General features: G+C 71.8%; 19 protein-coding genes. 12 read left to right on the plus strand and 7 right to left on the minus strand.

What is annotated here, in order from left to right:
- Positions 1–7 precede the first annotated feature (7 nt).
- The 6 genes from BLU79_RS02820 to BLU79_RS47285 all read left to right on the plus strand — a co-directional run bounded on the left by BLU79_RS02820 (position 8) and on the right by BLU79_RS47285 (position 6729).
- Positions 8–736, plus strand: a complete 729-nt coding sequence (locus BLU79_RS02820; protein WP_093903938.1) for a type 1 glutamine amidotransferase — start codon at positions 8–10, stop codon at positions 734–736.
- Between the two features lie 169 nt (positions 737–905).
- The gene (locus BLU79_RS02825) at positions 906–1931 is read left to right on the plus strand and encodes a 6-phosphofructokinase (RefSeq protein ID WP_093903939.1); all 1026 of its coding nucleotides are present in this window, start codon (positions 906–908) and stop codon (positions 1929–1931) included.
- Positions 1932–2039: 108 nt separating this feature from the next.
- Positions 2040–2990, plus strand: a complete 951-nt coding sequence (locus tag BLU79_RS02830) for a cytochrome c oxidase assembly protein (RefSeq protein WP_093903940.1) — start codon at positions 2040–2042, stop codon at positions 2988–2990.
- A 69-nt stretch (positions 2991–3059) separates the two neighbouring features.
- Positions 3060–4457 (plus strand): PASTA domain-containing protein, encoded by a 1398-nt coding sequence (locus tag BLU79_RS02835; RefSeq protein WP_093903941.1) that lies wholly within the window; start codon positions 3060–3062, stop codon positions 4455–4457.
- A 40-nt stretch (positions 4458–4497) separates the two neighbouring features.
- Entirely contained in the window at positions 4498–6546 is a 2049-nt protein-coding gene (locus BLU79_RS02840) for a serine/threonine-protein kinase (protein ID WP_093903942.1), read from the plus strand.
- Positions 6547–6558: 12 nt separating this feature from the next.
- Complete coding sequence (locus BLU79_RS47285) at positions 6559–6729, plus strand: hypothetical protein (protein ID WP_107489268.1); 171 nt, start codon at positions 6559–6561, stop codon at positions 6727–6729.
- 3 nt (positions 6730–6732) lie between these two features.
- Here BLU79_RS47285 and BLU79_RS02845 read toward each other — a convergent pair whose 3' ends face one another.
- The 4 genes from BLU79_RS02845 to BLU79_RS02860 are packed head-to-tail and all read right to left on the minus strand — an operon-like array spanning position 6733 to position 10794.
- Positions 6733–7950, minus strand: a complete 1218-nt coding sequence (locus tag BLU79_RS02845) for a sensor histidine kinase (RefSeq protein WP_093903943.1) — start codon at positions 7948–7950, stop codon at positions 6733–6735.
- Complete coding sequence (locus BLU79_RS02850; protein WP_093903944.1) at positions 7947–9659, minus strand: sodium/solute symporter; 1713 nt, start codon at positions 9657–9659, stop codon at positions 7947–7949. The genes BLU79_RS02845 and BLU79_RS02850 overlap by 4 nt, the downstream gene beginning before the upstream one ends.
- A gap of 20 nt (positions 9660–9679) precedes the next feature.
- On the minus strand, positions 9680–10039 hold the full coding sequence (locus BLU79_RS02855; RefSeq protein ID WP_093903945.1) for a hypothetical protein: 360 nt from the start codon (positions 10037–10039) through the stop codon (positions 9680–9682).
- A gap of 2 nt (positions 10040–10041) precedes the next feature.
- Positions 10042–10794: a LytR/AlgR family response regulator transcription factor gene (locus BLU79_RS02860; protein ID WP_093903946.1), complete on the minus strand. Its 753-nt coding sequence runs from the start codon at positions 10792–10794 to the stop codon at positions 10042–10044.
- A 78-nt stretch (positions 10795–10872) separates the two neighbouring features.
- Between BLU79_RS02860 and BLU79_RS02865 the strand changes: the two genes are divergently transcribed.
- From BLU79_RS02865 to BLU79_RS02890, 6 genes are all read left to right on the plus strand, one after another.
- Complete coding sequence (locus BLU79_RS02865) at positions 10873–11358, plus strand: Lrp/AsnC family transcriptional regulator (protein WP_093903947.1); 486 nt, start codon at positions 10873–10875, stop codon at positions 11356–11358.
- Between the two features lie 155 nt (positions 11359–11513).
- On the plus strand, positions 11514–12323 hold the full coding sequence (gene ddaH / locus BLU79_RS02870) for a dimethylargininase (RefSeq protein WP_093903948.1): 810 nt from the start codon (positions 11514–11516) through the stop codon (positions 12321–12323).
- Positions 12323–13540: an ornithine--oxo-acid transaminase gene (gene rocD, locus BLU79_RS02875; RefSeq protein ID WP_093903949.1), complete on the plus strand. Its 1218-nt coding sequence runs from the start codon at positions 12323–12325 to the stop codon at positions 13538–13540. The genes ddaH and rocD overlap by 1 nt, the downstream gene beginning before the upstream one ends.
- A 201-nt stretch (positions 13541–13741) precedes the next feature.
- The gene (locus tag BLU79_RS02880) at positions 13742–16213 is read left to right on the plus strand and encodes a SpoIIE family protein phosphatase (protein WP_093903950.1); all 2472 of its coding nucleotides are present in this window, start codon (positions 13742–13744) and stop codon (positions 16211–16213) included.
- 88 nt (positions 16214–16301) lie between these two features.
- A complete protein-coding gene (locus BLU79_RS02885) occupies positions 16302–17534 on the plus strand; it encodes a PP2C family protein-serine/threonine phosphatase (RefSeq protein WP_093903951.1) in 1233 nt (410 codons plus the stop codon).
- 337 nt (positions 17535–17871) lie between these two features.
- Positions 17872–18612 (plus strand): lysophospholipid acyltransferase family protein, encoded by a 741-nt coding sequence (locus BLU79_RS02890; RefSeq protein WP_093903952.1) that lies wholly within the window; start codon positions 17872–17874, stop codon positions 18610–18612.
- Positions 18613–18632: 20 nt separating this feature from the next.
- On the opposite strand, the gene BLU79_RS02895 is transcribed toward BLU79_RS02890, so the two are convergent.
- The 3 genes from BLU79_RS02895 to BLU79_RS02905 form a co-directional block, all read right to left on the minus strand.
- Complete coding sequence (locus BLU79_RS02895) at positions 18633–19397, minus strand: urease accessory protein UreD (RefSeq protein WP_093904205.1); 765 nt, start codon at positions 19395–19397, stop codon at positions 18633–18635.
- A complete protein-coding gene (ureG, locus tag BLU79_RS02900) occupies positions 19394–20071 on the minus strand; it encodes an urease accessory protein UreG (protein ID WP_093903953.1) in 678 nt (225 codons plus the stop codon). Before ureG ends, BLU79_RS02895 begins: the two co-directional genes overlap by 4 nt.
- A gap of 199 nt (positions 20072–20270) precedes the next feature.
- The gene (locus BLU79_RS02905) at positions 20271–20945 is read right to left on the minus strand and encodes an urease accessory protein UreF (RefSeq protein WP_093903954.1); all 675 of its coding nucleotides are present in this window, start codon (positions 20943–20945) and stop codon (positions 20271–20273) included.
- Between the last annotated feature and the right edge of the window lie 21 nt (positions 20946–20966).

The following is a 20966-nucleotide window of genomic DNA, read 5'->3' on the forward strand; positions in this document are numbered from 1 at the left end:
GACTTAAGTGAGCGACAACCAACTGCGGGTCGTCTGGATCTACCCGGACCTGCTCAGCACCTACGGCGACCAGGGCAACGTCCTCGTCGTGGAGCGCCGGGCCCGGCAGCGCGGCCTCGACGTGGCCCGCCTCGACGTGCGCAGCGATCAGCCGATCCCGACGTCCGGCGACATCTACCTGATCGGCGGCGGCGAGGACCGTCCGCAGCGGCTGGCTGCCGAGCGGCTGCGCCGGGACGGCGGTCTGACACGGGCCGTCGAGAACGGCGCCATCGTGTTCTCCGTCTGCGCCGGCTACCAGATCCTCGGGCACGAGTTCATCAACGACCTCGGTCAGCGTGAGCCCGGCCTCGGGCTGATCGACGTGGTGTCCGTGCGGGGTGAGGGCGAACGGTGCGTCGGTGACGTGCTCGCCGACATCGACCCGCGTCTCGGCCTGCCCCCGCTGACCGGCTTCGAGAACCACCAGGGCGTCACCCACCTCGGCCCGACCGCCCGCCCCTTCGCCCAGGTCCGCCTCGGCAACGGCAACGGCACGGGTGACGGCACGGAGGGGGCGTACAACGACACCGTGTTCGGTACGTACATGCACGGCCCGGTGCTCGCCCGGAACCCGCTGATCGCCGACCTGCTGCTGAAGCTGGCACTCGACGTGAACGCGCTGCCACCGACCGACGACCGCTGGTACGAGGCACTGCGCAGCGAGCGCATCGCGGCCGCGCAGCAGCCCGCTTGAACAGGGTCGCTCGGCAGCCCGTCTGACGGCACGTCCGCACAGGTGAGCGGGGTCGTCCAGCAGGCGGACGGACGGTTCGGCCCCGCCCCCCGATGCCGCTAGGGTGGCGGGGATTCGAGCCGGACAACGTGGTCCGGTCCCGGCCCACGTTGAGAAGGTTTTTCGGGCTATGCGCATTGGTGTCCTCACGTCCGGCGGCGACTGCCCCGGCCTGAACGCCGTCATCCGGTCCGTCGTGCACCGCGCCGTCGTCGACCACGGCGACGAGGTCATCGGCTTTCGGGACGGCTGGAAGGGCCTCCTGGAGTGCGACTACCTCAAGCTCGACCTCGACGCGGTGGGCGGCATCCTGGCCCGCGGCGGCACGATCCTCGGGTCCTCCCGGGTCCAGCCCTCCCATCTGCGGGACGGTGTGGAGCGGGCCAAGGGCCATGTCGCGGAGCTCGGCCTCGACGCGATCATCCCGATCGGCGGCGAGGGCACCCTGAAGGCGGCCCGGCTGATGTCGGACAGCGGCCTGCCCGTCGTGGGTGTGCCGAAGACCATCGACAACGACATCGCCGTCACCGACGTCACCTTCGGCTTCGACACGGCGGTGACCGTGGCGACCGAGGCGCTGGACCGGCTCAAGACCACCGCCGAGTCCCACCAGCGGGTGCTGGTCGTCGAGGTCATGGGGCGGCACACCGGGTGGATCGCGCTGCACTCCGGTATGGCGGCCGGCGCGCATGCCGTCGTCGTGCCGGAACGGCCCTTCGACATCGAGGAGTTGACCCGGGTCGTCGGGCAGCGGTTCGAGGCGGGCAAGCGCTTCGCGATCGTCGTGGCGGCGGAGGGGGCCAAGCCGAAGCCCGGGACCATGGAGTTCGACGAGGGCGGCAAGGACGTCTACGGGCACGAGCGGTTCGCCGGCATCGCGCGGCAGCTGTCCATCGAGCTGGAGGAGCGCCTCGGCAAGGAGGCGCGGCCGGTGATTCTGGGGCATGTGCAGCGGGGCGGTACGCCTACCGCGTACGACCGGGTGCTGGCCACGCGCTTCGGGTGGCATGCGGTGGAGGCGGTGCACCGGGGCGAGTTCGGCCAGATGACGGCGCTGCGCGGGACCGACATAGTGATGGTTCCGCTCGCCGAGGCGGTCGAGACCCTGAAGACCGTTCCCGAGGACCGCTACGACGAGGCGGAATGCGTTCTGTAGGTTCGGTTCGCCATTGAACACAATGCCCCCGGTCGCAAGGTCGACCGGGGGCAGTTCTAGTCTGGGGCGGACAGACTTGCACAACCCCCACGAATCAGGAGCCGGCGGATGGATCACAGCGGGCACGGCATGACCATGGATTTGCCGCCGTTCACGCTGGGGCGGGGACTTCAGTGGTCGACCGACCCGTTCTTTCTCGTCGCCTGCCTGGTCGGGCTCGCGCTGTACGCGTGGGGGGTCGTGCGGCTGCGGCGGCGGGGCGACGCGTGGCCCGTGGGGCGGACCGTGTCGTACGTCGTCGGTGTGCTGTCCGTGATGCTGATGATGTGCACCGGGCTGAACGACTACGGCATGGTGATGTTCAGCGTGCACATGGTGCAGCACATGGTGATCAGCATGCTGTCACCGATCCTCATCCTGCTCGGCGCTCCGGTCACGCTGGCACTGCGTGCGCTGCCGCCCGCCGGGCGCGGGCGCAAGGGGCCGCGGGAGTGGTTGCTGGCCCTGCTGCACAGCCGGTACATGCAGATCATCACGCACCCGGCGTTCACCATCCCGCTGTTCATCGCCAGCCTGTACGCGCTGTACTTCACGCCGATGTTCGACTTCCTGATGGGCTCCAAGACGGGGCACATCGCGATGATGGTGCACTTCCTCGCCGTGGGCGTGGTGTTCTTCTGGCCGATCATCGGCGTGGACCCCGGGCCGCACCGGCCGGGGTATCTGATGCGGATGCTGGAGCTGTTCGCGGGAATGCCGTTCCACGCGTTCTTCGGCATCGCGTTGATGATGGCGTCGGAGCCGATGGTCGAGACGTTCAAGAACCCGCCCTCCTCGCTCGGCATCGAGGCCCTCGCCGACCAGAACGCGGCCGGCGGTATCGCCTGGGCGTTCAGTGAGATTCCGTCCGTGCTGGTGCTGATCGCGCTGCTGTTCCAGTGGTACCGCTCGGAGCAGCGCCAAGCCCGGCGCAAGGACCGGGCCGCGGACCGGGACGGCGACAAGGAACTCGAGGCGTACAACGCCTATTTGGCCTCATTGAACGCACGCGGAAACTGAGGAAACCGAAAGGCTTCGCCTTTCAGTAGCATGAAGCGCGTCGGGGGAACCGCACCGGGGGGAGCGGTAATGGCGCTTCGTGTGTTCGTACGCAGGGTCGGGAAATCGGCGATTCGGAGGATCGCCGTCCTGTTGGTGTTCGTTCTGGCGCTCAGTGGGTGTGACCGGGACGCACCGATGTTCGCGGTGAAGGCCGTCGCCGCGGGAGTTCCGTCGCTCGCGCCCTTCTTCGACGAGGGCCAGGGGTTGGGACGGGACCAGCAGGTCAGGGCGCAGACGGCGCACGGTGGTCTGCAGCAGGGCGACTCTCCCGGCCTGTACGGGGGATCGAAGCAGCCGACGATCTGTGACGTCGTACGGCTCAGGGAGTTTCTCACCGATCCCGCCAATGAGCGGAAGGCACAGGCGTGGGCAGCCGCGCTCTCCATCACCAAAGCGGAGATTCCCGGTTATCTCGATCGCCTCACACCTGTTCTCCTGCGTCACGACACTCTCGTGCGGAATCACGACTACAAGAAGGAAAAAGCCGTCCCCTTCAACGCATTGCTGCAGACGGGAATCGCGATTCTCGTCGATACGGACGGACTTCCCGCCGTGAAGTGCTCGTGCGGAAATCCGCTGCGGCCCTTCGAGGGAGACACCAGTCGGATAAAGGTCGAGTTCGACGACCGCAACGAGGAGTGGAAGGGCTACGAGAAGACTTCCGTGGTGGCCGTGCGGCCCGCCACGCGGAAAGTGGAGCGGCTCGCGCTCGTCGATGTCGAGGAGCCGGATCGGGGCATCAACCGTCCGGTCGGGAGCACGGGCGAGGACGACACGTCGTTCGACACGCGCGAGCGGCGCGCGGTGCCCGACCTCGCCGGGGCGACCTTCCGGCGGGCGAGCCGGACGCTGGCCGACCAGGGGCTGGCGGTCGCCTTCGAGGGCGGAGGGCTGCCGCCGGAGGGCGCCCGGGTCACGGCGTCGGATCCGCCGGCCGGGACGGAGCTGCGGTTCGGGGAGTACGTGACGCTGAGCGTGGCCGGCGGGACGACGACGTCCACTCCCCCCAGCTCCGGGACCTCCCCGCCGACGCGGGATCCGTCGTCACCGACGCCGTCGGCTCCGTCCTCCGGGCCGGGCAGTTCCGGTCCGGGCAGCTCCGGGCCTACGAGCCCCGAGCCCACGAGCCCGGGTCCCACCAGTCCTGGTCCGACGAGCCCTGGCCCCACGAGCAAGCCACCGTCCTCGTCCGCACCGCCTGCCTCCGCGTCTCCGCCCAGCTCCAGGCCGCCCTCCTCGGACCCACCCCCGTCGACCAAGGACCCCACGACCAGCTCACCACCCCCGCCCGAGACCACCAGCGCACCACCGGCGACCACCAGCGCACCACCGGCTACCGCCGACCCGCCCCCGACCAGCGCCCCGGTCACCAGCAGCGAGCCGCCACCCGGGACTAGCGCGCCCGCCACGAGCACGACCGCCTAGCAACCAACGCGGCGCCCCCGCAGAACCCGGGAGTCACCGGATGCCTTCAGGATCACCGACGTCGGGAGTGGGCCGGGTCATCGCCGGCCGCTATCTGCTGCTGAACCGGCTCGGCAGCGGCGGTATGGGCCATGTCTGGCTCGCCCACGACCGCAGACTCGCCTGTGAGGTCGCGCTCAAGGAGATCGTGTTCCGGGACCCGGCCGAGGCCGACGAGCGCGAGGCCCGGGTGGCCCGTGCCCGAGCCGAGGCCCGGCACGCGGCGGGGCTGCGCGGACATCCGCATGTGGTGACCGTGCACGACGTGCTGGAGCACGAGGGGCTGCCGTGGATCGTCATGGAGTACGTGGCGGGCGCCGTCAACCTGCGCGACCTGGTCGAACGGCACGGTCCGCCCGCGCCCGCGGAGTGCGCCCGGATCGGGCTCGCCGTACTCGACGCGCTGACCGCCGGGCACCAGCGGGGCGTCATGCACCGGGACGTGAAACCGGCGAACATCCTGCTGTCGCCGGACCGCACCGGGGCGCCGTACGGCCGGGTACTGCTCACCGACTACGGCATCTCGGTGCAGCCGGACGCCGGGGAGACGCGGTACACGCTGGCGTCGGTGCTCGTGGGCACGACGGGCTATCTGGCGCCGGAGCGCGTCACGGGCGGGGCGCCCACGCCGGCCACCGATCTGTTCTCGCTGGGCTGCACGTTGTATTACGGCATCGAGGGTCGGGGGCCCTTCGACCGGGAGTCGCATCTGGCGGAGCTCACCGCGGTCGTCATGGAGGACCCGCGGCCGGCCGCGCGGGCCGGTGCGCTGGGCCCCGTCCTGCGGGCGCTGCTGGAGAAGGATCCGGCACAGCGGATATCGGCCGCGGAGGCGGAGGCGGCGCTGTCGCGGATCATCACGCCGGAGGTCGACGCGTACGCACGGACTCAGACCGACCTCGGTTCCCAGCCGCACTGGGGTGGGGCCCCGCCACCGGGAACCGCGCCCGACGCGGCGGCGGGATTCGGCTCCCCGCCGAGGGCGGATCGGCCCGGTACCGCGGGCTTCGGACCCCCGTCGGCAACCGATCGCCCCGAGGCCGCGGGCTACGGCCCTCATCCCGGGGCCGCACAGGGCTTCAGCCCTCCGTCCGGCCCGGCCGGGGCGGGATCAGGCTCGGGCTCGGGCTCCGTGGCCGGGCAGCCCGGCGTACCGCAGGGCTTCGCCTCCCCGCCCGGCCAACGCGACGGACCGCAGTTCTTCGGCCCCGGCCCCGGCGGGCGCCGCCGTACTCGCCCCCGCGTCCTCCACGCGGTGCTCGCCGGGCTTCTCGGGCTGGCGCTCGCGGGGGCCGGCGTCTGGTACGCCATGGCCCAGGAACCGGACACCAAGGGGACGCAGCGGCCGTACGGCGACGCCGTAGGACTCGGCGATGCGCTGAAGGGCGGGGACTGCGTGCTCGCCGACTGGCCCGGCGCGAAGGTCTTCCAGGGCATGCCCCGGCTGAGTCTGGATCCCAGTTGCGGGGAGAAGGCACCCGACGGTCAGGTGATGGACTTCGTCACGGCCGCGTCCGCCGCCGAGGCGCGTGAGGAGGGGCCGGCGGCGTGCGAGGAGCGGACCGAGGAGATCCGCGGGCGGCTCGCGGACGTCCGCAGCTTCGCCGTCGTACCGACCGAGGCGGGGTTCGAGGCGGCCGGGCGGCGTACCGCCTGTCTGGTGCTGGGCGCGCACGGGCCGGTGTTCGGGCCGCTGGGCGAGCATCGCAAGACCGGGGCGGCCTTCGCCGACACCGCGACCATGCAGCGGCGGGACTGTCTGGACGTCCGCTCCCAGCGGGACGCCCGCCTGGCGTCCTGCGACGGGCCGCACGACGAGGAGGTGCTCGGGTTCACCCGGTTGGGCGCCGACGTCACGCTGACCGAGGCACGCACCGAGTCGGACACGGCGTGCGCCCGGGAGGTGCCGCCACGCGACTATGGCTTCGATCCTTCCGTCTACACGGCCGGCTCCTGGACGAGCGACGGGCCCTGGAAGAACGGCACCCATTTCGTCGTGTGCACCGTCAGGAAGCAGAACGGGGGCACCATGGAGGGGGATGAACCTTAGGAGGGTGTTGCGATGCCCGGTTCTACGGACGGTTCTACGAAGGCGATGGGGGTGGTCACCGTCGGTGGGCTCGTCGTGGTGACGGCCTACACGGTGGCGCTCGGGAGCAATGGCTGGCTGTGGTTCGGGTGGGTGGTGCTGGGGCTGATCACGCTGGGGCTGGTGGTCAGCCGCGGCACCTGAGCCTCACTCCCGGGTGAGTCGCCCGGCGGAGTGCACGCCCGGCTGGTACTTCGGCAGCCGGGCGGTGATCTTCATGCCCGCACCCATGGCGGTCTCGATGACGAGGCCGTAGTCGTCGCCGTACACCTGACGGAGCCGGTCGTCGACGTTGGACAGCCCGATGCCGCCCGAGGGGCTGACCTCGCCGGCGAGGATGCGGCGCAGCACCTCGGGGTCCATTCCGGCGCCGTCGTCCTCGATGACGACGAGGGCCTCGGCGCCGGCGTCCTGTGCGGTGATGCTGATGTGGCTCTTGCCCGCGCCGGACTCGGCCCTGCCCTCCAGGCCGTGCTTGACGGCGTTCTCGACGAGCGGCTGGAGGCAGAGGAACGGCAGGGCGACCGGGAGCACCTCGGGGGCGATCTGCAGGGTGACGGAGAGGCGGTCGCCGAAGCGTGCCCGGACCAGCGCCAAGTAGTGGTCGATGGCGTGGAGTTCGTCGGCGAGGGTGGTGAAGTCGCCGTGCTTGCGGAAGGAGTAGCGGGTGAAGTCGGCGAATTCCAGGAGGAGTTCGCGGGCTCGCTCGGGGTCGGTGCGCACGAACGAGGCGATCACCGCCAGCGAGTTGAAGATGAAGTGCGGGGATATCTGGGCGCGCAGGGCCTTGATCTCGGCCTCGATGAGGCGGGTGCGGGACTGGTCGAGGTCGGCGAGCTCCAGCTGTACGGAGACCCAGCGGGCCACCTCGCCGGCCGCCCGGATGAGTACCGCCGACTCTCGGGGCGCGCAGGCGACGAGCGCGCCGTGGACCCGGTCGTCGACGGTGAGCGGGGCGACCACCGCCCAGCGCACCGGGCAGTCGGGCGCGTCGCAGGTGAGCGGGAAGGCCTCGCCTCGGCCTGACTCCAGTGGGCCCGCGAGGAGTTCCATGATCTCCGTACGGTGATGGCCGCCCACCCCGTCCCAGACCAGGACGTCCTTCTCGTCCGTCAGGCACAGCGCGTCGGTGCCGAGCAGTGAGCGGAGTCTGCGGGCCGACTTGCGGGCGGTCTCCTCCGTGAGTCCGGCCCGCAGCGGGGGCGCGGCGAGGGAGGCGGTGTGCAGGGTCTCGAAGGTGGCGTGCTCGACGGGGGTGCCGAGGCCGCCGAGATCCCGGGGGCGGGCGGTGCGCCGGCCGAGCCAGAATCCGGCGGCGAGCAGCGGGAGGATCGCCACGCACAGGCCCGCGATGAAGTCGCTCATGCCTTAGCCTCCGCCCGCAGTTCCTCCGGCAGATGGAACCGTGCCAGGATCGCCGCCGTCCCGGCCGGCACCCGGCCCGGGGTGGCCAGGGACACCAGGATCATGGTGAGGAAGCCCAGCGGCACCGACCAGAGCGCGGGCCAGGCGAGCAGCGCGTGCAGGGCACCGGAGCCCGGGAAGCCCGCCATCGTCGCCGCGACGGCGAGCAGCGCCGAGCCGCCGCCCACCAGCATCCCGGCCGCCGCACCGGGCGGGGTCAGCCGCCGCCACCAGATGCCGAGGACGAGCAGCGGGCAGAAGGAGGACGCCGACACGGCGAAGGCGAGGCCCACCGCGTCGGCCACCGGGAGCCCGCCGACCAGGACGCTCGCGGCGAGCGGAACGGCCATGGCGAGGACCGTGCCGAGCCGGAAGTGCCGTACGCCGCGCGACGGGAGCACGTCCTGGGTGAGGACGCCCGCGACGGCCATGGTCAGCCCCGAGGCCGTGGACAGGAACGCGGCGAAGGCGCCTCCGGCGATCAGCGCGCCGAGCAGGTCGCCGCCGAGGCCGCCGATCATGCGCTGGGGCAGGAGGAGTACGGCGGCGTCCGCGTCGCCGCTGAGGGTGAGTTCGGGGGCGTAGAGGCGGCCGAGGGCGCCGTAGACCGGGGGCAGCAGGTAGAAGGCGCCGATCAGGCCGAGCACGGCGACGGTGGTGCGGCGGGCGGCGACGCCGTGCGGGCTGGTGTAGAAGCGGACGACGACGTGCGGGAGGCCCATGGTGCCGAGGAAGGTGGCGAGGATCAGTCCGTAGGTGGCGTACAGCGGGCGTTCGCCGCGGCTCTCGGCCTGCGAGGGTGACAGGCTGCCGCCCGCTCGGTGGTCGGGTTCGGGGACCTCGGCGCCCTTGGCGAAGGTCAGACGGGTGCCGCCCTCGATGCGGTGTGTGCCGGCGGGGAGCCGGAGTTGCTTCTCCTCGTGGTCGCGGCCGTCGATCGTGCCGTTGACCGTGACCGTCAGAGGTCGGTCCAGCTTCAGGTCGAGGGTGCCGTCGACGCGGACGACGCTCTGTTCGCGGAAGGTGGCCGGTTCGTCGAAGGCACGGCTGGGGGCGCCGTCGCCCTGCCAGGCGAGGATGAGGAAGAGGGCGGGGACGAGCAGGGCGGTGAGTTTGAGCCAGTACTGGAAGGCCTGCACGAAGGTGATGCTGCGCATGCCGCCCGCGGCGACGATGGCGACCACCACGACGGCGACGATCAGCCCGCCGAGCGAGTCGGGCGCCCCGGTCAGCACGGTCAACGTCAGCCCGGCGCCCTGGAGTTGGGGCAGCAGGTAGAGCCAGCCGGTGCCGACGACGAAGGCGCCCGCGAGCCGCCGTACCGCCTGGGAGGAGAGGCGTGCCTCGGCGAAGTCGGGGAGGGTGTAGGCGCCGGAGCGGCGCAGCGGGGCCGCGACGAAGAGCAGCAGGACCAGGTATCCGGCGGTGTAGCCGACCGGGTACCAGAGCATGTCGGGGCCCTGGACGAGGACCAGGCCCGCGATGCCTAGGAAGGAGGCGGCGGAGAGGTACTCGCCGCTGATCGCGGCCGCGTTGAGGCGGGGGCCGACGGTGCGGGAGGCGACGTAGAAGTCGGAGGTGGTGCGGGAGATGCGCAGGCCGAAGGCGCCGACGAGGACGGTCGCGAGGACGACGAGGGCGACGGCGGGGACGGCGTAGCTGGAGTTCACGTCGGCGTCGCTCCTCGGGCTCAGCGGTCTTCGACGAGGCGCACGAAGTCCCGCTCGTTGCGTTCCGCGCGCCGCACGTACCAGCGGGCCAGCAGGACCAGGGGGGCGTAGAGACCGAAGCCGAGCACCAGCCATTCCAGGCCACGGGCGTCCGGCATGGCCGCGAACAGCAGCGGCAGGGGGCCGATGAGCAGTCCGAGGACGGCGAACACCGTGAGTCCGGCGCGGAGTTGGCTGCGCATCAGGGAGCGGACGTAGGTGTGGCCGAGGGTGGTCTGCTCGTCGATCTCGGTGCGCGGGCGGTAGTAGCCGGAGACGCGGCTGGTCCGCCGGGGCGGGCCGGTGACGACGACGCGGCGGTCGGCGGGGCTCTGGGGCATGGTCACGGCCTCCTCATCAGCAGGTCCCGCAGTTCGCGCGTGTGTCGGCGGCTGACCTGGAGTTCCTCGGAGCCGACCATGACGCTGACGGTGCCCGCGTCCAGGCGGAGTTCGCCGACGTGGCGCAGGGCGACGAGATGGCGGCGGTGGATGCGGACGAAGCCGCGGGAGCGCCAGCGCTCCTCCAGGGTCGACAGGGGGATGCGGATGAGGTGGCTGCCCCGGTCGGTGTGCAGGCGGGCGTAGTCGCCCTGGGCCTCGACATGGGTGATGTCGTCGACGGAGACGAAGCGGGTCACTCCGCCGAGCTCGACGGATATGTGGTCGGGGTCGGGCTCGCTCACGGGTATGCGGGGGGCGGCGGTGTCCCTGAGCTCGGCGGCCCGGCGGACGGCCTCCGCCAGGCGCTCCTTGCGCACGGGCTTGAGGACGTAGTCGACGGCCTTGAGGTCGAAGGCCTGGACGGCGAAGTCCTCGTGGGCGGTGACGAACACGACGAGCGGCGGGTCGGCGAAGCCGGTGAGCAGCCGGGCCAGGTCCAGGCCGTCCAGGCCGGGCATGTGGATGTCGAGGAAGACGACGTCGATCGCCTCGGGCCCGCCCGGCCCCGACTCCAGGGCGCGGTTGATCCGGCGCAGCGCCTCGGTCGCGTCGCCGGCGCCCTCCGCGGTGCCGATCCGGGGATCGGCGTTGAGGAGGTAGAGGAGCTCCTCCAGCGAAGGGCGTTCGTCGTCGACAGCCAGGGCGCGCAGCATGAACCCGGAGTGTAGGAGCAATTCGTACGCCTGCACACGTGCGGACGTCTGCGCGTTCCCGCTGGATACAGTGCCGCCATGGAGAGCAGCACCCCGCCGTTCGACGAGCTCGACCGGAAGATCATCACCGCCCTGATGGCGAACGCCAGGACGAGCTTCGCCGAGATCGGTACGGCCGTCGGGCTGTCCTCGACGGCGGTCAAGCGGCGCGTGGACCGGCTGCGGGACACGGGCGTGATCACCGGATTCACGGCCACCGTCCAGCCGTCGGCGCTGGGCTGGCGCACGGAGGCATACGTCGAGGTGTACTGCGAGGGCGCGGCTCCCCCGCGGCGGCTGGCGGAAGTGGTCCGCAACCATCCGGAGATCACCGCGGCGATGACGGTGACCGGGGGCGCGGACGCGCTGCTGCATGTGCGGGCACGGGACGTGGATCACTTCGAGGAGGTGCTGGAGCGGATCCGGATCGAGCCGTTCATCCGGAAGACGATCAGCGTGATGGTGCTGTCCCATCTGCTCCCGGAGAGCCCCGAGGCGGGCGCGAGCCAGCCCGCGCCGGAGTAAACCTCGCGGCGCGCAGCAAAGCTGCGTCCGGTCGGAAAAACTCGCAGCATTCCTGCGTAGACGCGCAATATTAATTCCTTGTCGGTCGTATTCGCCGCTTCCTACCTTTGTGTCAACCCTCAGTCGACACTCGCAGGAAGCGGAGGAACCCCTCTGTGTCCGACACCCGTGTGCCGCGCCGGCGGCGGTATCTCGTCTGCGAACCCAGACACTTCGCCGTGCAGTACGCGATCAACCCCTGGATGCGTCCCGACGCACCCGTCGACGTCGACCTGGCCCAGGCGCAGTGGCAGGCGCTGATCAGCACGTACCGGGCCCACGGTCACACCGTCGACATCGTGCAGCCCGCCCCCGGGCTGCCCGACATGGTCTTCGCCGCGAACTCGGCGGTCGTCGTGGACGGCCGGGTCTTCGGCTCCCTCTTCCACGCGCCGGAGCGGCGCCCCGAGTCCACGCACTACGACACCTGGTTCAAGACGGCGGGCTACGACGTGTACCGCCCCGAGTCCGTGTGCGAGGGTGAGGGCGATCTGGTCTGGACGGGCCGGTACGTCCTGGCCGGCACCGGGTTCCGCACGACCCGCGAGGCGCATCGCGAGGTGCAGGAGTTCTTCGGCCACCCGGTGATCAGCCTGACGCTGGTGGACCCGCGCTTCTACCACCTGGACACGGCGCTGTTCGTCCTCGACGACGACAACATCTCGTACTACCCGGAGGCGTTCTCGCCGGGCAGCCGTGAGGTGCTCGGGCGGCTGTACCCGGACGCGGTGCTCGCGACCCGCGAGGACGCGCTGGCGTTCGGGCTCAACTCCGTGTCCGACGGAAGCAACGTCTTCATCGCGCCCCAGGCCGAGGCCCTCGCCTCCGCCCTCGCCGACCGCGGCTATGTCCCCGTCCCCGTCGACCTGTCGGAATTCCGCAAGGCCGGCGGCGGCATCAAGTGCTGCACCCAGGAGATCCGCTGATGACCGCTCCCGTCACCACCCGCTCGTCCGCCGACCTGATCCGCGCCGAGGAGCCGGTCGTCGCGCACAACTACCACCCGCTGCCCGTGGTCGTCGCCCGTGCCGAGGGCACCTGGGTGGAGGACGTGGAGGGCCGCCGCTACCTGGACCTGCTGGCCGGGTACTCGGCGCTGAACTTCGGCCACCGCCACCCGGCGCTGATCGAGGCGGCGCACCGCCAGCTGGACCGCCTCACCCTGACCTCCCGCGCGTTCCACAACGACCGCCTCGCCGAGTTCGCGGAGCGGCTGGCGGCGTTGACGGGCCTCGACATGGTGCTGCCGATGAACACGGGCGCCGAGGCCGTGGAGAGCGGCATCAAGGTGGCCCGCAAGTGGGCGTACGAGGTGAAGGGCGTCCCGGCGGACCAAGCGACGATCGTGGTCGCCGCGGAGAACTTCCACGGCCGTACGACGACGATCGTCAGCTTCTCGACGGACGAGACCGCGCGGCAGGGCTTCGGTCCTTTCACTCCGGGGTTCCGGATAGTGCCGTACAACGACCTGGCGGCCCTGGAGGCGGCGGTCGACGAGACGACGGCGGCGGTGCTGCTGGAGCCGATCCAGGGCGAGGCCGGGGTCGTCATCCCTGACGACGGCTATCTGGCCGGGGTCCGCGAACTGACCCGCCGCAAGGGCTGTCTGTTCGTCGCGGACGAGATCCAGTCGGGCCTCGGCCGCACGGGCCGTACGCTCGCCGTCCAGCACGAGGGGGTCGTCCCGGACGTACTGCTCCTCGGCAAGGCGCTGGGCGGCGGCATCGTCCCGGTGTCGGCGGTGGTGGCCCGCCGCGACGTACTCGGCGTCCTGCGGCCGGGCGAGCACGGATCGACCTTCGGCGGCAACCCGCTGTCCGCCGCGGTCGGCACGGCGGTGGTCGAGATCCTGGAGACCGGCGAGTTCCAGCGCCGCGCCGCCGAGCTGGGCGTGGTCCTGCGGGGCGGCCTGTCGGCCCTGCTCGGCAAGGGCGTCGTCGGCTTCCGCGCGCGGGGGCTGTGGGCGGGCGTGGACATCGACCCGGAGGTCGGCACGGGCCGCGAGATCAGCCAACGCCTGCTGCGCGAGGGAGTCCTCGTCAAGGACACCCACGGCTCCACCATCCGGCTGGCCCCACCGCTGACGATCACGTCGGAGGAGTTGGAGGGGGCGCTGGGGGCACTGGCGAGGGTCCTGACGTAAGGGCACCTGGTCGAGCCTGCAGTCCGGCTCCCGTATCTCCGAGCAACCCGGCAGCCCGGCTCCCGCACCATCGGGGCCGGGCTGTCGGCGTTTCCCCCCCCGCCGCCCCCGCCCGGCCCCCGCGAAGAGGCGACGTTGACCGGAAGGGTGAAGATGGGGACAAGAGGTGGTAGACCGCTCTCAGCGACAGAGAGGTCGGCCGTGGGCACACACGAGGAGCAGGGCGTTGCCAGGCAGGGGTTCGACGTGGCGGACGCCGCGCCTCTGCTGCTCGACGCGCAGGGTCTGGTGACGGGGTGGACCAGGGACGCGCAGCGGCTGCTGGCGTACGCGGCCTCCGAGGCGGTGGGAAAGCACGTCGGCGAGCTGTTCTGTGCCGAGGACGCCGAGCGGATCCCGGGGCTGATCGAGCGGTGCCGTGACGAGGGCGGCTGGGCGGGGCTGCTCACCGCGCTGCACAGGGACGGCGCGCCCGTCAGGCTGATGGTGCGGATCACGTCGGCCCCCGACGCCGAGGGCCCCTCGCGCTGGCTGGTGCTTCTGTCCGAGCTCGGCGACGCGCACGGCTGGGACATGAGCCGGGGCACCCTGATGCAGATGGTCGCCCGCTCCCCCGTCGGCATAGCGATCGTCGACACGGAACTGCGCTACGTCTGGTCGAACCCGGCCCTCGCCCAGTTCGGCGGCGGCCCGCCGCCCCACCGGCTCGGTATGCGGCTCGCGGACATCCAGCCCGGCCTGGACTCCCAGTCCATCGAGGCACAGATGCGCCAGGTCCTGACGACCGGCGACCCGATCGTCGGCTACGAGCACGTCGGCCACGCACGCTCCGCCCCGCTGCGCGAGACCGCGCACATGATGTCGTTCACCCGGCTCGACGACGGCCACGGCCACCCCACCGGCGTGTACTACACGGTGGAGGACATCTCCGAGCGGCACCGCGCCCGGCAGCGTCTTGCCCTGCTCGACCGGGCCGGCGAGCGCATCGGCCGCACCCTCGACATCACGCGCACCGCCCAGGAGCTGGCGGACGTGGCCGTACCGGGACTCGCCGACATCGTCACGGTGGATCTGCTGGAGTCGGTGCTGCGGGGCGGCGAGCCCGCGCCCGGGCCGCTGGGCGACACCGAACCGGTGCCGCTCCGCCGGGCGGGACACCAGTCGGTCAACGGGAGCGTGCCGGTGACCGTCGTCGACATCGGCCAGGTGGCCGCCTATCCGGCGGAGTCGCCGCCGATCCGCTGTCTGCGGACGGGCAGGTCCTGGCGCGAGGAGAAGCTCGATCCGCTCGGCGAGGCCTGGGCCAAGCACTCGCGCGGCGGCCCGGCCGCCATCTTCCTCGAACTGGGCCTGCACAGCGTGATGATCGTGCCGATCCGGGCACGGGGCGTCACCCTGGGCATCACCACCTTCTTCCGGCGCCACCGCCAGGAGCCTTTCGAGGAGGACGACCTGAACCTGGCGGAGGACCTCGTCTCCCGCGCCGCCGTCTGTGTCGACAACGCCCGCCGCTACACCCGTGAGCGCGACGCCGCCCTGGTCCTGCAACGCAGTTTGCTGCCGCACCGGCTGCCCGAGCAGGACGCGGTGGAGGTGGCCGCCTGCTACCGGCCGGCCGACGAGCTGACCGGCCTCGGCGGCGACTGGTACGACGTCATCCCGCTGTCGGGCGCCCGCGTCGCCCTGGTGGTGGGCGAGGTGCCCGGGCACGGCATCGGGGCCGCCGCGGCGATGGGGCGGCTGCGGACAGCCGTACGGACGCTCGCCGCGCTGGAGCTGCCGCCCGACGAGGTGCTGGCCCATCTCGACGACCTGGTCGCTCGGTCGGCCCGCGAGGAGGGCGTCGAGCCGGGCGGGGAGCCGCGCGGGGAGGAAGCCGACGGCACGCAGTCCGTGGGCGCCGGGTGCGTGTACGTCGTCTACGACCCCGTCGACGGGACGTGCACGATGGCGGCCGCGGGCCATCCGGCGCCCGCCGTGGTCATGCCCGACGGCTCCGTCACCTTCGTGGACCTGCCGCTGGGCCCGCCGCTCGGCGTCGGCGGTCCCCCCTTCGAGTCGGTGGAGCTGGCCCTGGCGGCGGGCAGCACGCTCGCCCTGCACACCGACGGGCTGCTGGCCGGCGGGGACGCGTGGGCCGTGGACGCCGACCGGGCCCGGCTGCGGCAGGCCCTGGAGCGGGGCGCGGCCTCGCTCGACGAGCAGTGCCGGACCGTGGTCGACGCGCTGGTCCCGGACCGGCCGTTCGACGATGTGGCCCTGCTGATGGCCCGCACCCGCCTCCTGGGCGCCGAGCAGGTCGCCGACTGGGACCTGCCCGCGGACCCGGCCGCCGTCGCCGACGCCCGCAAGACGGCCGCCCGGCAGCTGACGGAGTGGGGCCTGGAGGAGCTGGCGTTCACGACGGAACTGGTCGTCAGCGAGCTGGTCACCAACGCCATCCGGTATGCCGCCGGACCCATCCGGCTGCGTCTGATCAGGGAGCGAGCGCTGTTCTGCGAGGTGTACGACGGCGGTGCCACCGCCCCCCATCTGCGCCATCCGCGCACCACGGACGAGGGTGGGCGCGGGCTGCTGCTGGTCTCCCAGTTCACCCAGCAGTGGGGTACGCGCTTCGTCCCCGAGGGGAAGATCATCTGGGCCGAGCAGTCGCTGACGGAACCACCACCCTGACCTGCCGAATCCTCTCAGATGTAGTACATCGGTACATACGCCGTACGGCGTGGGAAACTGGTCAGGTCCCGGTGGTGAGGCGGGAGCCATGGATGAGACGTCGATCGACTACGAGATGGTGTTCCAGGCCCTGCCCGGAATGGTGGCGCTGCTGACCCCGGAGCTGATCTACGCCGACGCCAACGAGGACTTCCAGCGTCTGTCCGGGCGCACCCGGGAGCAGTTGGTGGGCCGGTACATCTTCGATGTCTTCCCCGACAACCCCAACGACCCGGCCGCGACCGGCATGAGCGACGTCCGGGCGTCGATGCTCCGCGTGGTGGCCACCGGCGAGCGCGACACGATGGCGTTGCAGCGCTACGACGTCGAGGACCCCATGCTCCCCGGCCAGTGGGAGGAGCGTTACTGGAGCCCGATCAACGCGCCCGTGCACGGCCCCGACGGGCAGGTGGAGTTCGTTCTGCACCGGGTGGAGGAGGTCACCGAGCTGATCCGGCTGCGCGGCGGCGCGGGCGGTGACAGCCGGGCGCGGGTGCTGGAGGCCGAGCTGTACACGCGAGCCCGCGAGCTGCAGGAGGTCAACGACCGGCTGCGGCAGGCCCACGCCCGCGAGCGCGAGGTCGCGCTGGCGTTGCAGGAGGCGATGTTGCCCGCCCGGCGGCAGGTGGGCAACCACCGGGCGGCGGTGCGCTACCGGCCCGCGGTCGGCGCGCTGAACGTCTGCGGCGACTGGTACGACCTGGTCGACCTGGTGGGCGGCAACCGTATCGGCGTGTCGGTGGGCGACGTGGTCGGCCACGGCCTCGCGGCGGCCGGCGTCATGGGCCAACTGCGCAGCGCGCTCAGCGCCTCCTCCCGCGTGGCCGACGGCCCGGCCCAGGCGCTCGACGTCCTCGGGCGGTACGCCCATGTGGTCGACGGCGCGGAATCGGCCACCGCGGTCACCACGTTCATCGACTTCGACGCCCGCACCGTCACCTACAGCAGCGCGGGCCATCCGCCGCCGGTGCTGGTCCACCCGGACGGCCGGGTGGAGTTCCTCGACAAGGCCACCGACACACCCCTGGACGCCCGCCCCGAGCCGATCTCCAGACCACAGGCCGTGACGACGTACGCCGACGGAGCCACCCTCGCGCTGTACACGGACGGCCTGATCGAGCGCCGCCGCGAGGACATCGACACCGGCCTGTCCCGGCTCGCCGACTCCCTCGTCCGCCATCGCACGGCAGACCCCGAGAGACTCGCCGACGCCGTCCTGCTGGAGCTGCTGCCGCCCGGCGGCTCCACCGACGACACGGCGCTGATCATCGTGCGGCTGTGATGCGTGCGGCCACGGTGGACGAGCAGGCGCGACGGCGCCCCGCAAGGACGGGCCGCCTGCCACCCGGTGGCCGTGATCACGCCAAACCGGGCCCACCCGGTTGCCGCGCGCCGACCCGTGCCACCAGGCTGGTCCGGCGGTCCTCCCCATCCGCAAGCGCCGCCACCCGGCCACTTCCTGACATCCGGTCAGGATTCGCCATTGGTCGGCATCCGTCCGACCCGACCCGGTTCCGGCCCGTCAACCCTGCCCCTACACTGGCAGCCCCACGGCACGCTGGTTGACCTGCCAGAACGCGGCGGCCCGAGCTGATCCCCCCGAGTGAGGAGCGCCCCCTTTGTTCTACTACGTACTGAAATACGTACTGTTGGGACCTCTCCTGAGACTGGTCTTCCGGCCCCGAATAGAGGGTCTTGAGCACGTACCGGCCACGGGCGCGGCCATCGTCGCCGGCAACCACCTGTCGTTCTCCGACCACTTCCTGATGCCGGCGATGCTCAAACGGCGCATCACCTTCCTCGCGAAGAAGGAGTACTTCACGGGCCCCGGCGTCAAGGGACGCCTGACCGCGGCCTTCTTCCGCAGCGCCGGCCAGATCCCGGTCGACCGCACCGGCAAGGAGGCGGGCCAGGCCGCGATCCGCGAAGGCCTCGGCGTCCTCAGCAAGGACGAGCTCCTCGGCATCTACCCCGAGGGCACCCGCTCGCACGACGGCCGCCTCTACAAGGGCAAGGTCGGCGTCGCGGTGATGGCCCTCAAGGCCCGGGTCCCGGTCATCCCCTGCGCGATGATCGGCACGTTCGAGGCACAGCCGCCGGGCAAGGTCATCCCGAACATCCACCCGGTGACGATCCGCTTCGGCGAGCCCCTCGACTTCTCCCGCTACGACGGCATGGAGAACGAGAAGGCGATCCTGCGCGCGGTGACCGACGAGATCATGTACGCGATCCTGTCCCTGTCCGAGCAGGAGTACGTCGACCAGTACGCGGCCGTGGCCAAGGCCGAGCAGGAAGCCGCCGCCAAGGCCAAGGCCAAGGCGGAGAAGGAGCGCAAGTTCCCGCGGCTGCCCATAAGCTGACCCGCCCTCGCGGGGGGGACTCAGCCGACGGCGGCGAGCGCCTCGTCGAGCACCTCACGCAGCCGCAGCGCGTCCGCCGCCACGGCGCTCACCAGGGCGGCGGGCCCGGCGAGGGGCATGACGGCGGCGTTGTCCCCGAGCAGCCGGGCCATCACCGGAGCAGCCGCGAACTCGGGCCGTACGACGACGAGTTGCCCGACCGCGCGATACCCGCCGAGCCCGGCGGGGCCGTCCCAGCCACCCGGCGCACCGGGCCCACAGGCAAGCTCCTGATCAAGAACCACCCGCCCCGCGACACCCACCCGGATCCGGCTGCTCAGCCGCCCGGACTCCTCCCCCACCCGCCCGAGCACCTGCTCCTCACGCAGCACGAGCCGTCCCGTCGCACCGACGTCGACGCGGGTGGTGACGTGCAGATCGCTGCCCCGGGCGGAGATCAACTGCTCGGGCAGCCAGTGCAGTTCACCGCCGTCGGCGACGCGGAGCCGTACGTCGTAACGGGCCCCGCCCTTGCTCTGCCCCGGCAGCGCGATGGTGGCGGCAGCCGAACCGACGCGCAGCCGGGCACCGGGCTCCACGTCGGCCTCGACGGTGAAGTGGTCGCCGCCGAGGGGCCCGCTCATCGCGCCGACAAGCATGACCCGCGCCTGCGCACCGCTCCCCCGGGTCCGCCTGAGCGCCAGCGGCCCCTCGCTGTCGAGCACGGGCAGGGAGGCGCCGCCCCGCCCGTCGTCCCGGGCCACGATCCGCGCGACGGCCCGTACCCCACCGGCCACCGTCGTCATGCCGCCCACGCGGCGAGCTGGGCCCGCACCCAGTCGGCGACGTCCTGCACGCCGGGCTCGCTCCTGAGCGACTGGAACACCACCGGCAGCTCGGCCCGCTGGGCCTTGGCGTCCGCGGCCATCCGCGCCAGGTCGGAGCCGACGTACGGCGCGAGGTCGGTCTTGTTGACGACGAGCAGATCGGCGGTCGTCACACCCGGACCGCCCTTGCGCGGAATGTCGTCCCCACCGGCGACATCGATGACGAAGACCTGCGCATCGACGAGCCCCTTGGAGAAGGTGGCGGTGAGGTTGTCCCCGCCGGACTCGACCAGGATGAGATCGAGGGGCCCGACCTCGTCCTCCAGATCCTCGACGGCTTCGAGGTTCGCGGAGATGTCGTCCCGGATCGCGGTGTGCGGACAGGCCCCCGTCTCCACGGCCGTGATCCGCTCGGGCGGCAGCACGGCCTCCCGCAGCAGGAACTCGGCGTCCTCACGCGTATAGATGTCGTTCGTGACGACGGCGAGGGACAACTCGTCCCGCAACGCCCGGCAGAGCGCGGCAACGGTGGCGGTCTTACCGGACCCGACGGGCCCACCGAGACCGATACGCAGGGCGCGGCGCGAGCCGTCGGGACGGTGAGCGTCGGCGCTGACGGCGGCGGGACCGTCGTGGGAGTGGTCGAGGTGCATGGGCGGCTCCTTTTCATCGATGGACCGGCAAATATGGGGCCTCGGCGTGTGACGCCGGTCCGCGCATCTCAGCCCGTCCGGCGTTTGAGGACAAGGCCCCTTCAGGGCCGGAGCGGGGTCTGGGGCGGCAGCCCCAGCGGGGTCGAAGGGGCAGAGCCCCTGGGGATGGGACGGGTAGGGGCGGCGGGGGCGAAAACCCTCAGGACGCGAACAGCCGCACACCCCAAGCCGCATGCACCTCCGCCCCGATCTCCAGCAACGGAGCAGAAGCCGCAGGCAGCGCATCGACCCCGTCGTCGACCACCCGCCGAGCCGCCTCCACCGCCCGATCCGCAACCCGGTCCATCTCCGGCGCCAACCGCGCCAGCACAGCCGTAGCGTCAAAGGGATCGAGACTCAGCAACCGCACCGTCGCACTCGCCGCCCCGCTCACACTCTCGTACGCCGCACAGTACGCGGCATCAACCGCCCCCAGCCCGGCCGCCCGAGCCGCCAGCCCGAGCACCACCGGCTGGTGCGCCCCCTTGGGGAACTCCCGCGCCACGGCGTCGAGTTCCTCGGAGGGCCAGGTCGCCCGAGCCGCCCTCATCAGCTGACGCCCGAGCTTGCGCGCGGCCGTACGCAACGCGGGTGACGGCGTACGGGCATCGGCGGCCTCGTCCAGGGCCACGACATCGACCCCGAGCGCGGCCGCCCCGGCGAGGGAGGCCGCGACCAGCCCCGCCGTGTGCAACCGCCCCCGGCAGAAGTGGTCCAGGCTCGCGGCCCCGGTGATCCGCCCCGCCTTGACGGCCGCCTCCGCACCACCGGAGTGCGCATGGCCCCCGGCGGGAAATCGGCCGTCGGCGAGGACGAGAAGTGCTGCCCGCGACATCAGACACCAGCCATCAGAATC

The organism is Streptomyces sp. cf386 (assembly GCF_900103585.1).
Lineage (GTDB): Bacteria > Actinomycetota > Actinomycetes > Streptomycetales > Streptomycetaceae > Streptomyces.

Coding starts and splice junctions, on each gene's coding strand:
- BLU79_RS02855 (WP_093903945.1), bottom strand. CDS start 10,039: ATGCCCCAGAGCCCCGCCGACCGCCGCGTCGTCGTCACCGGCCCGCCC.
- rocD (WP_093903949.1), top strand. CDS start 12,323: ATGACCGCTCCCGTCACCACCCGCTCGTCCGCCGACCTGATCCGCGCC.
- BLU79_RS02885 (WP_093903951.1), top strand. CDS start 16,302: ATGGATGAGACGTCGATCGACTACGAGATGGTGTTCCAGGCCCTGCCC.
- ureG (WP_093903953.1), bottom strand. CDS start 20,071: ATGCACCTCGACCACTCCCACGACGGTCCCGCCGCCGTCAGCGCCGAC.
- BLU79_RS02830 (WP_093903940.1), top strand. CDS start 2,040: ATGGATCACAGCGGGCACGGCATGACCATGGATTTGCCGCCGTTCACG.
- BLU79_RS02825 (WP_093903939.1), top strand. CDS start 906: ATGCGCATTGGTGTCCTCACGTCCGGCGGCGACTGCCCCGGCCTGAAC.
- BLU79_RS02895 (WP_093904205.1), bottom strand. CDS start 19,397: ATGACGACGGTGGCCGGTGGGGTACGGGCCGTCGCGCGGATCGTGGCC.
- BLU79_RS02860 (WP_093903946.1), bottom strand. CDS start 10,794: ATGCTGCGCGCCCTGGCTGTCGACGACGAACGCCCTTCGCTGGAGGAG.
- BLU79_RS02845 (WP_093903943.1), bottom strand. CDS start 7,950: ATGAGCGACTTCATCGCGGGCCTGTGCGTGGCGATCCTCCCGCTGCTC.
- BLU79_RS02840 (WP_093903942.1), top strand. CDS start 4,498: ATGCCTTCAGGATCACCGACGTCGGGAGTGGGCCGGGTCATCGCCGGC.
- BLU79_RS47285 (WP_107489268.1), top strand. CDS start 6,559: ATGCCCGGTTCTACGGACGGTTCTACGAAGGCGATGGGGGTGGTCACC.
- BLU79_RS02835 (WP_093903941.1), top strand. CDS start 3,060: ATGGCGCTTCGTGTGTTCGTACGCAGGGTCGGGAAATCGGCGATTCGG.
- BLU79_RS02865 (WP_093903947.1), top strand. CDS start 10,873: ATGGAGAGCAGCACCCCGCCGTTCGACGAGCTCGACCGGAAGATCATC.
- BLU79_RS02905 (WP_093903954.1), bottom strand. CDS start 20,945: ATGTCGCGGGCAGCACTTCTCGTCCTCGCCGACGGCCGATTTCCCGCC.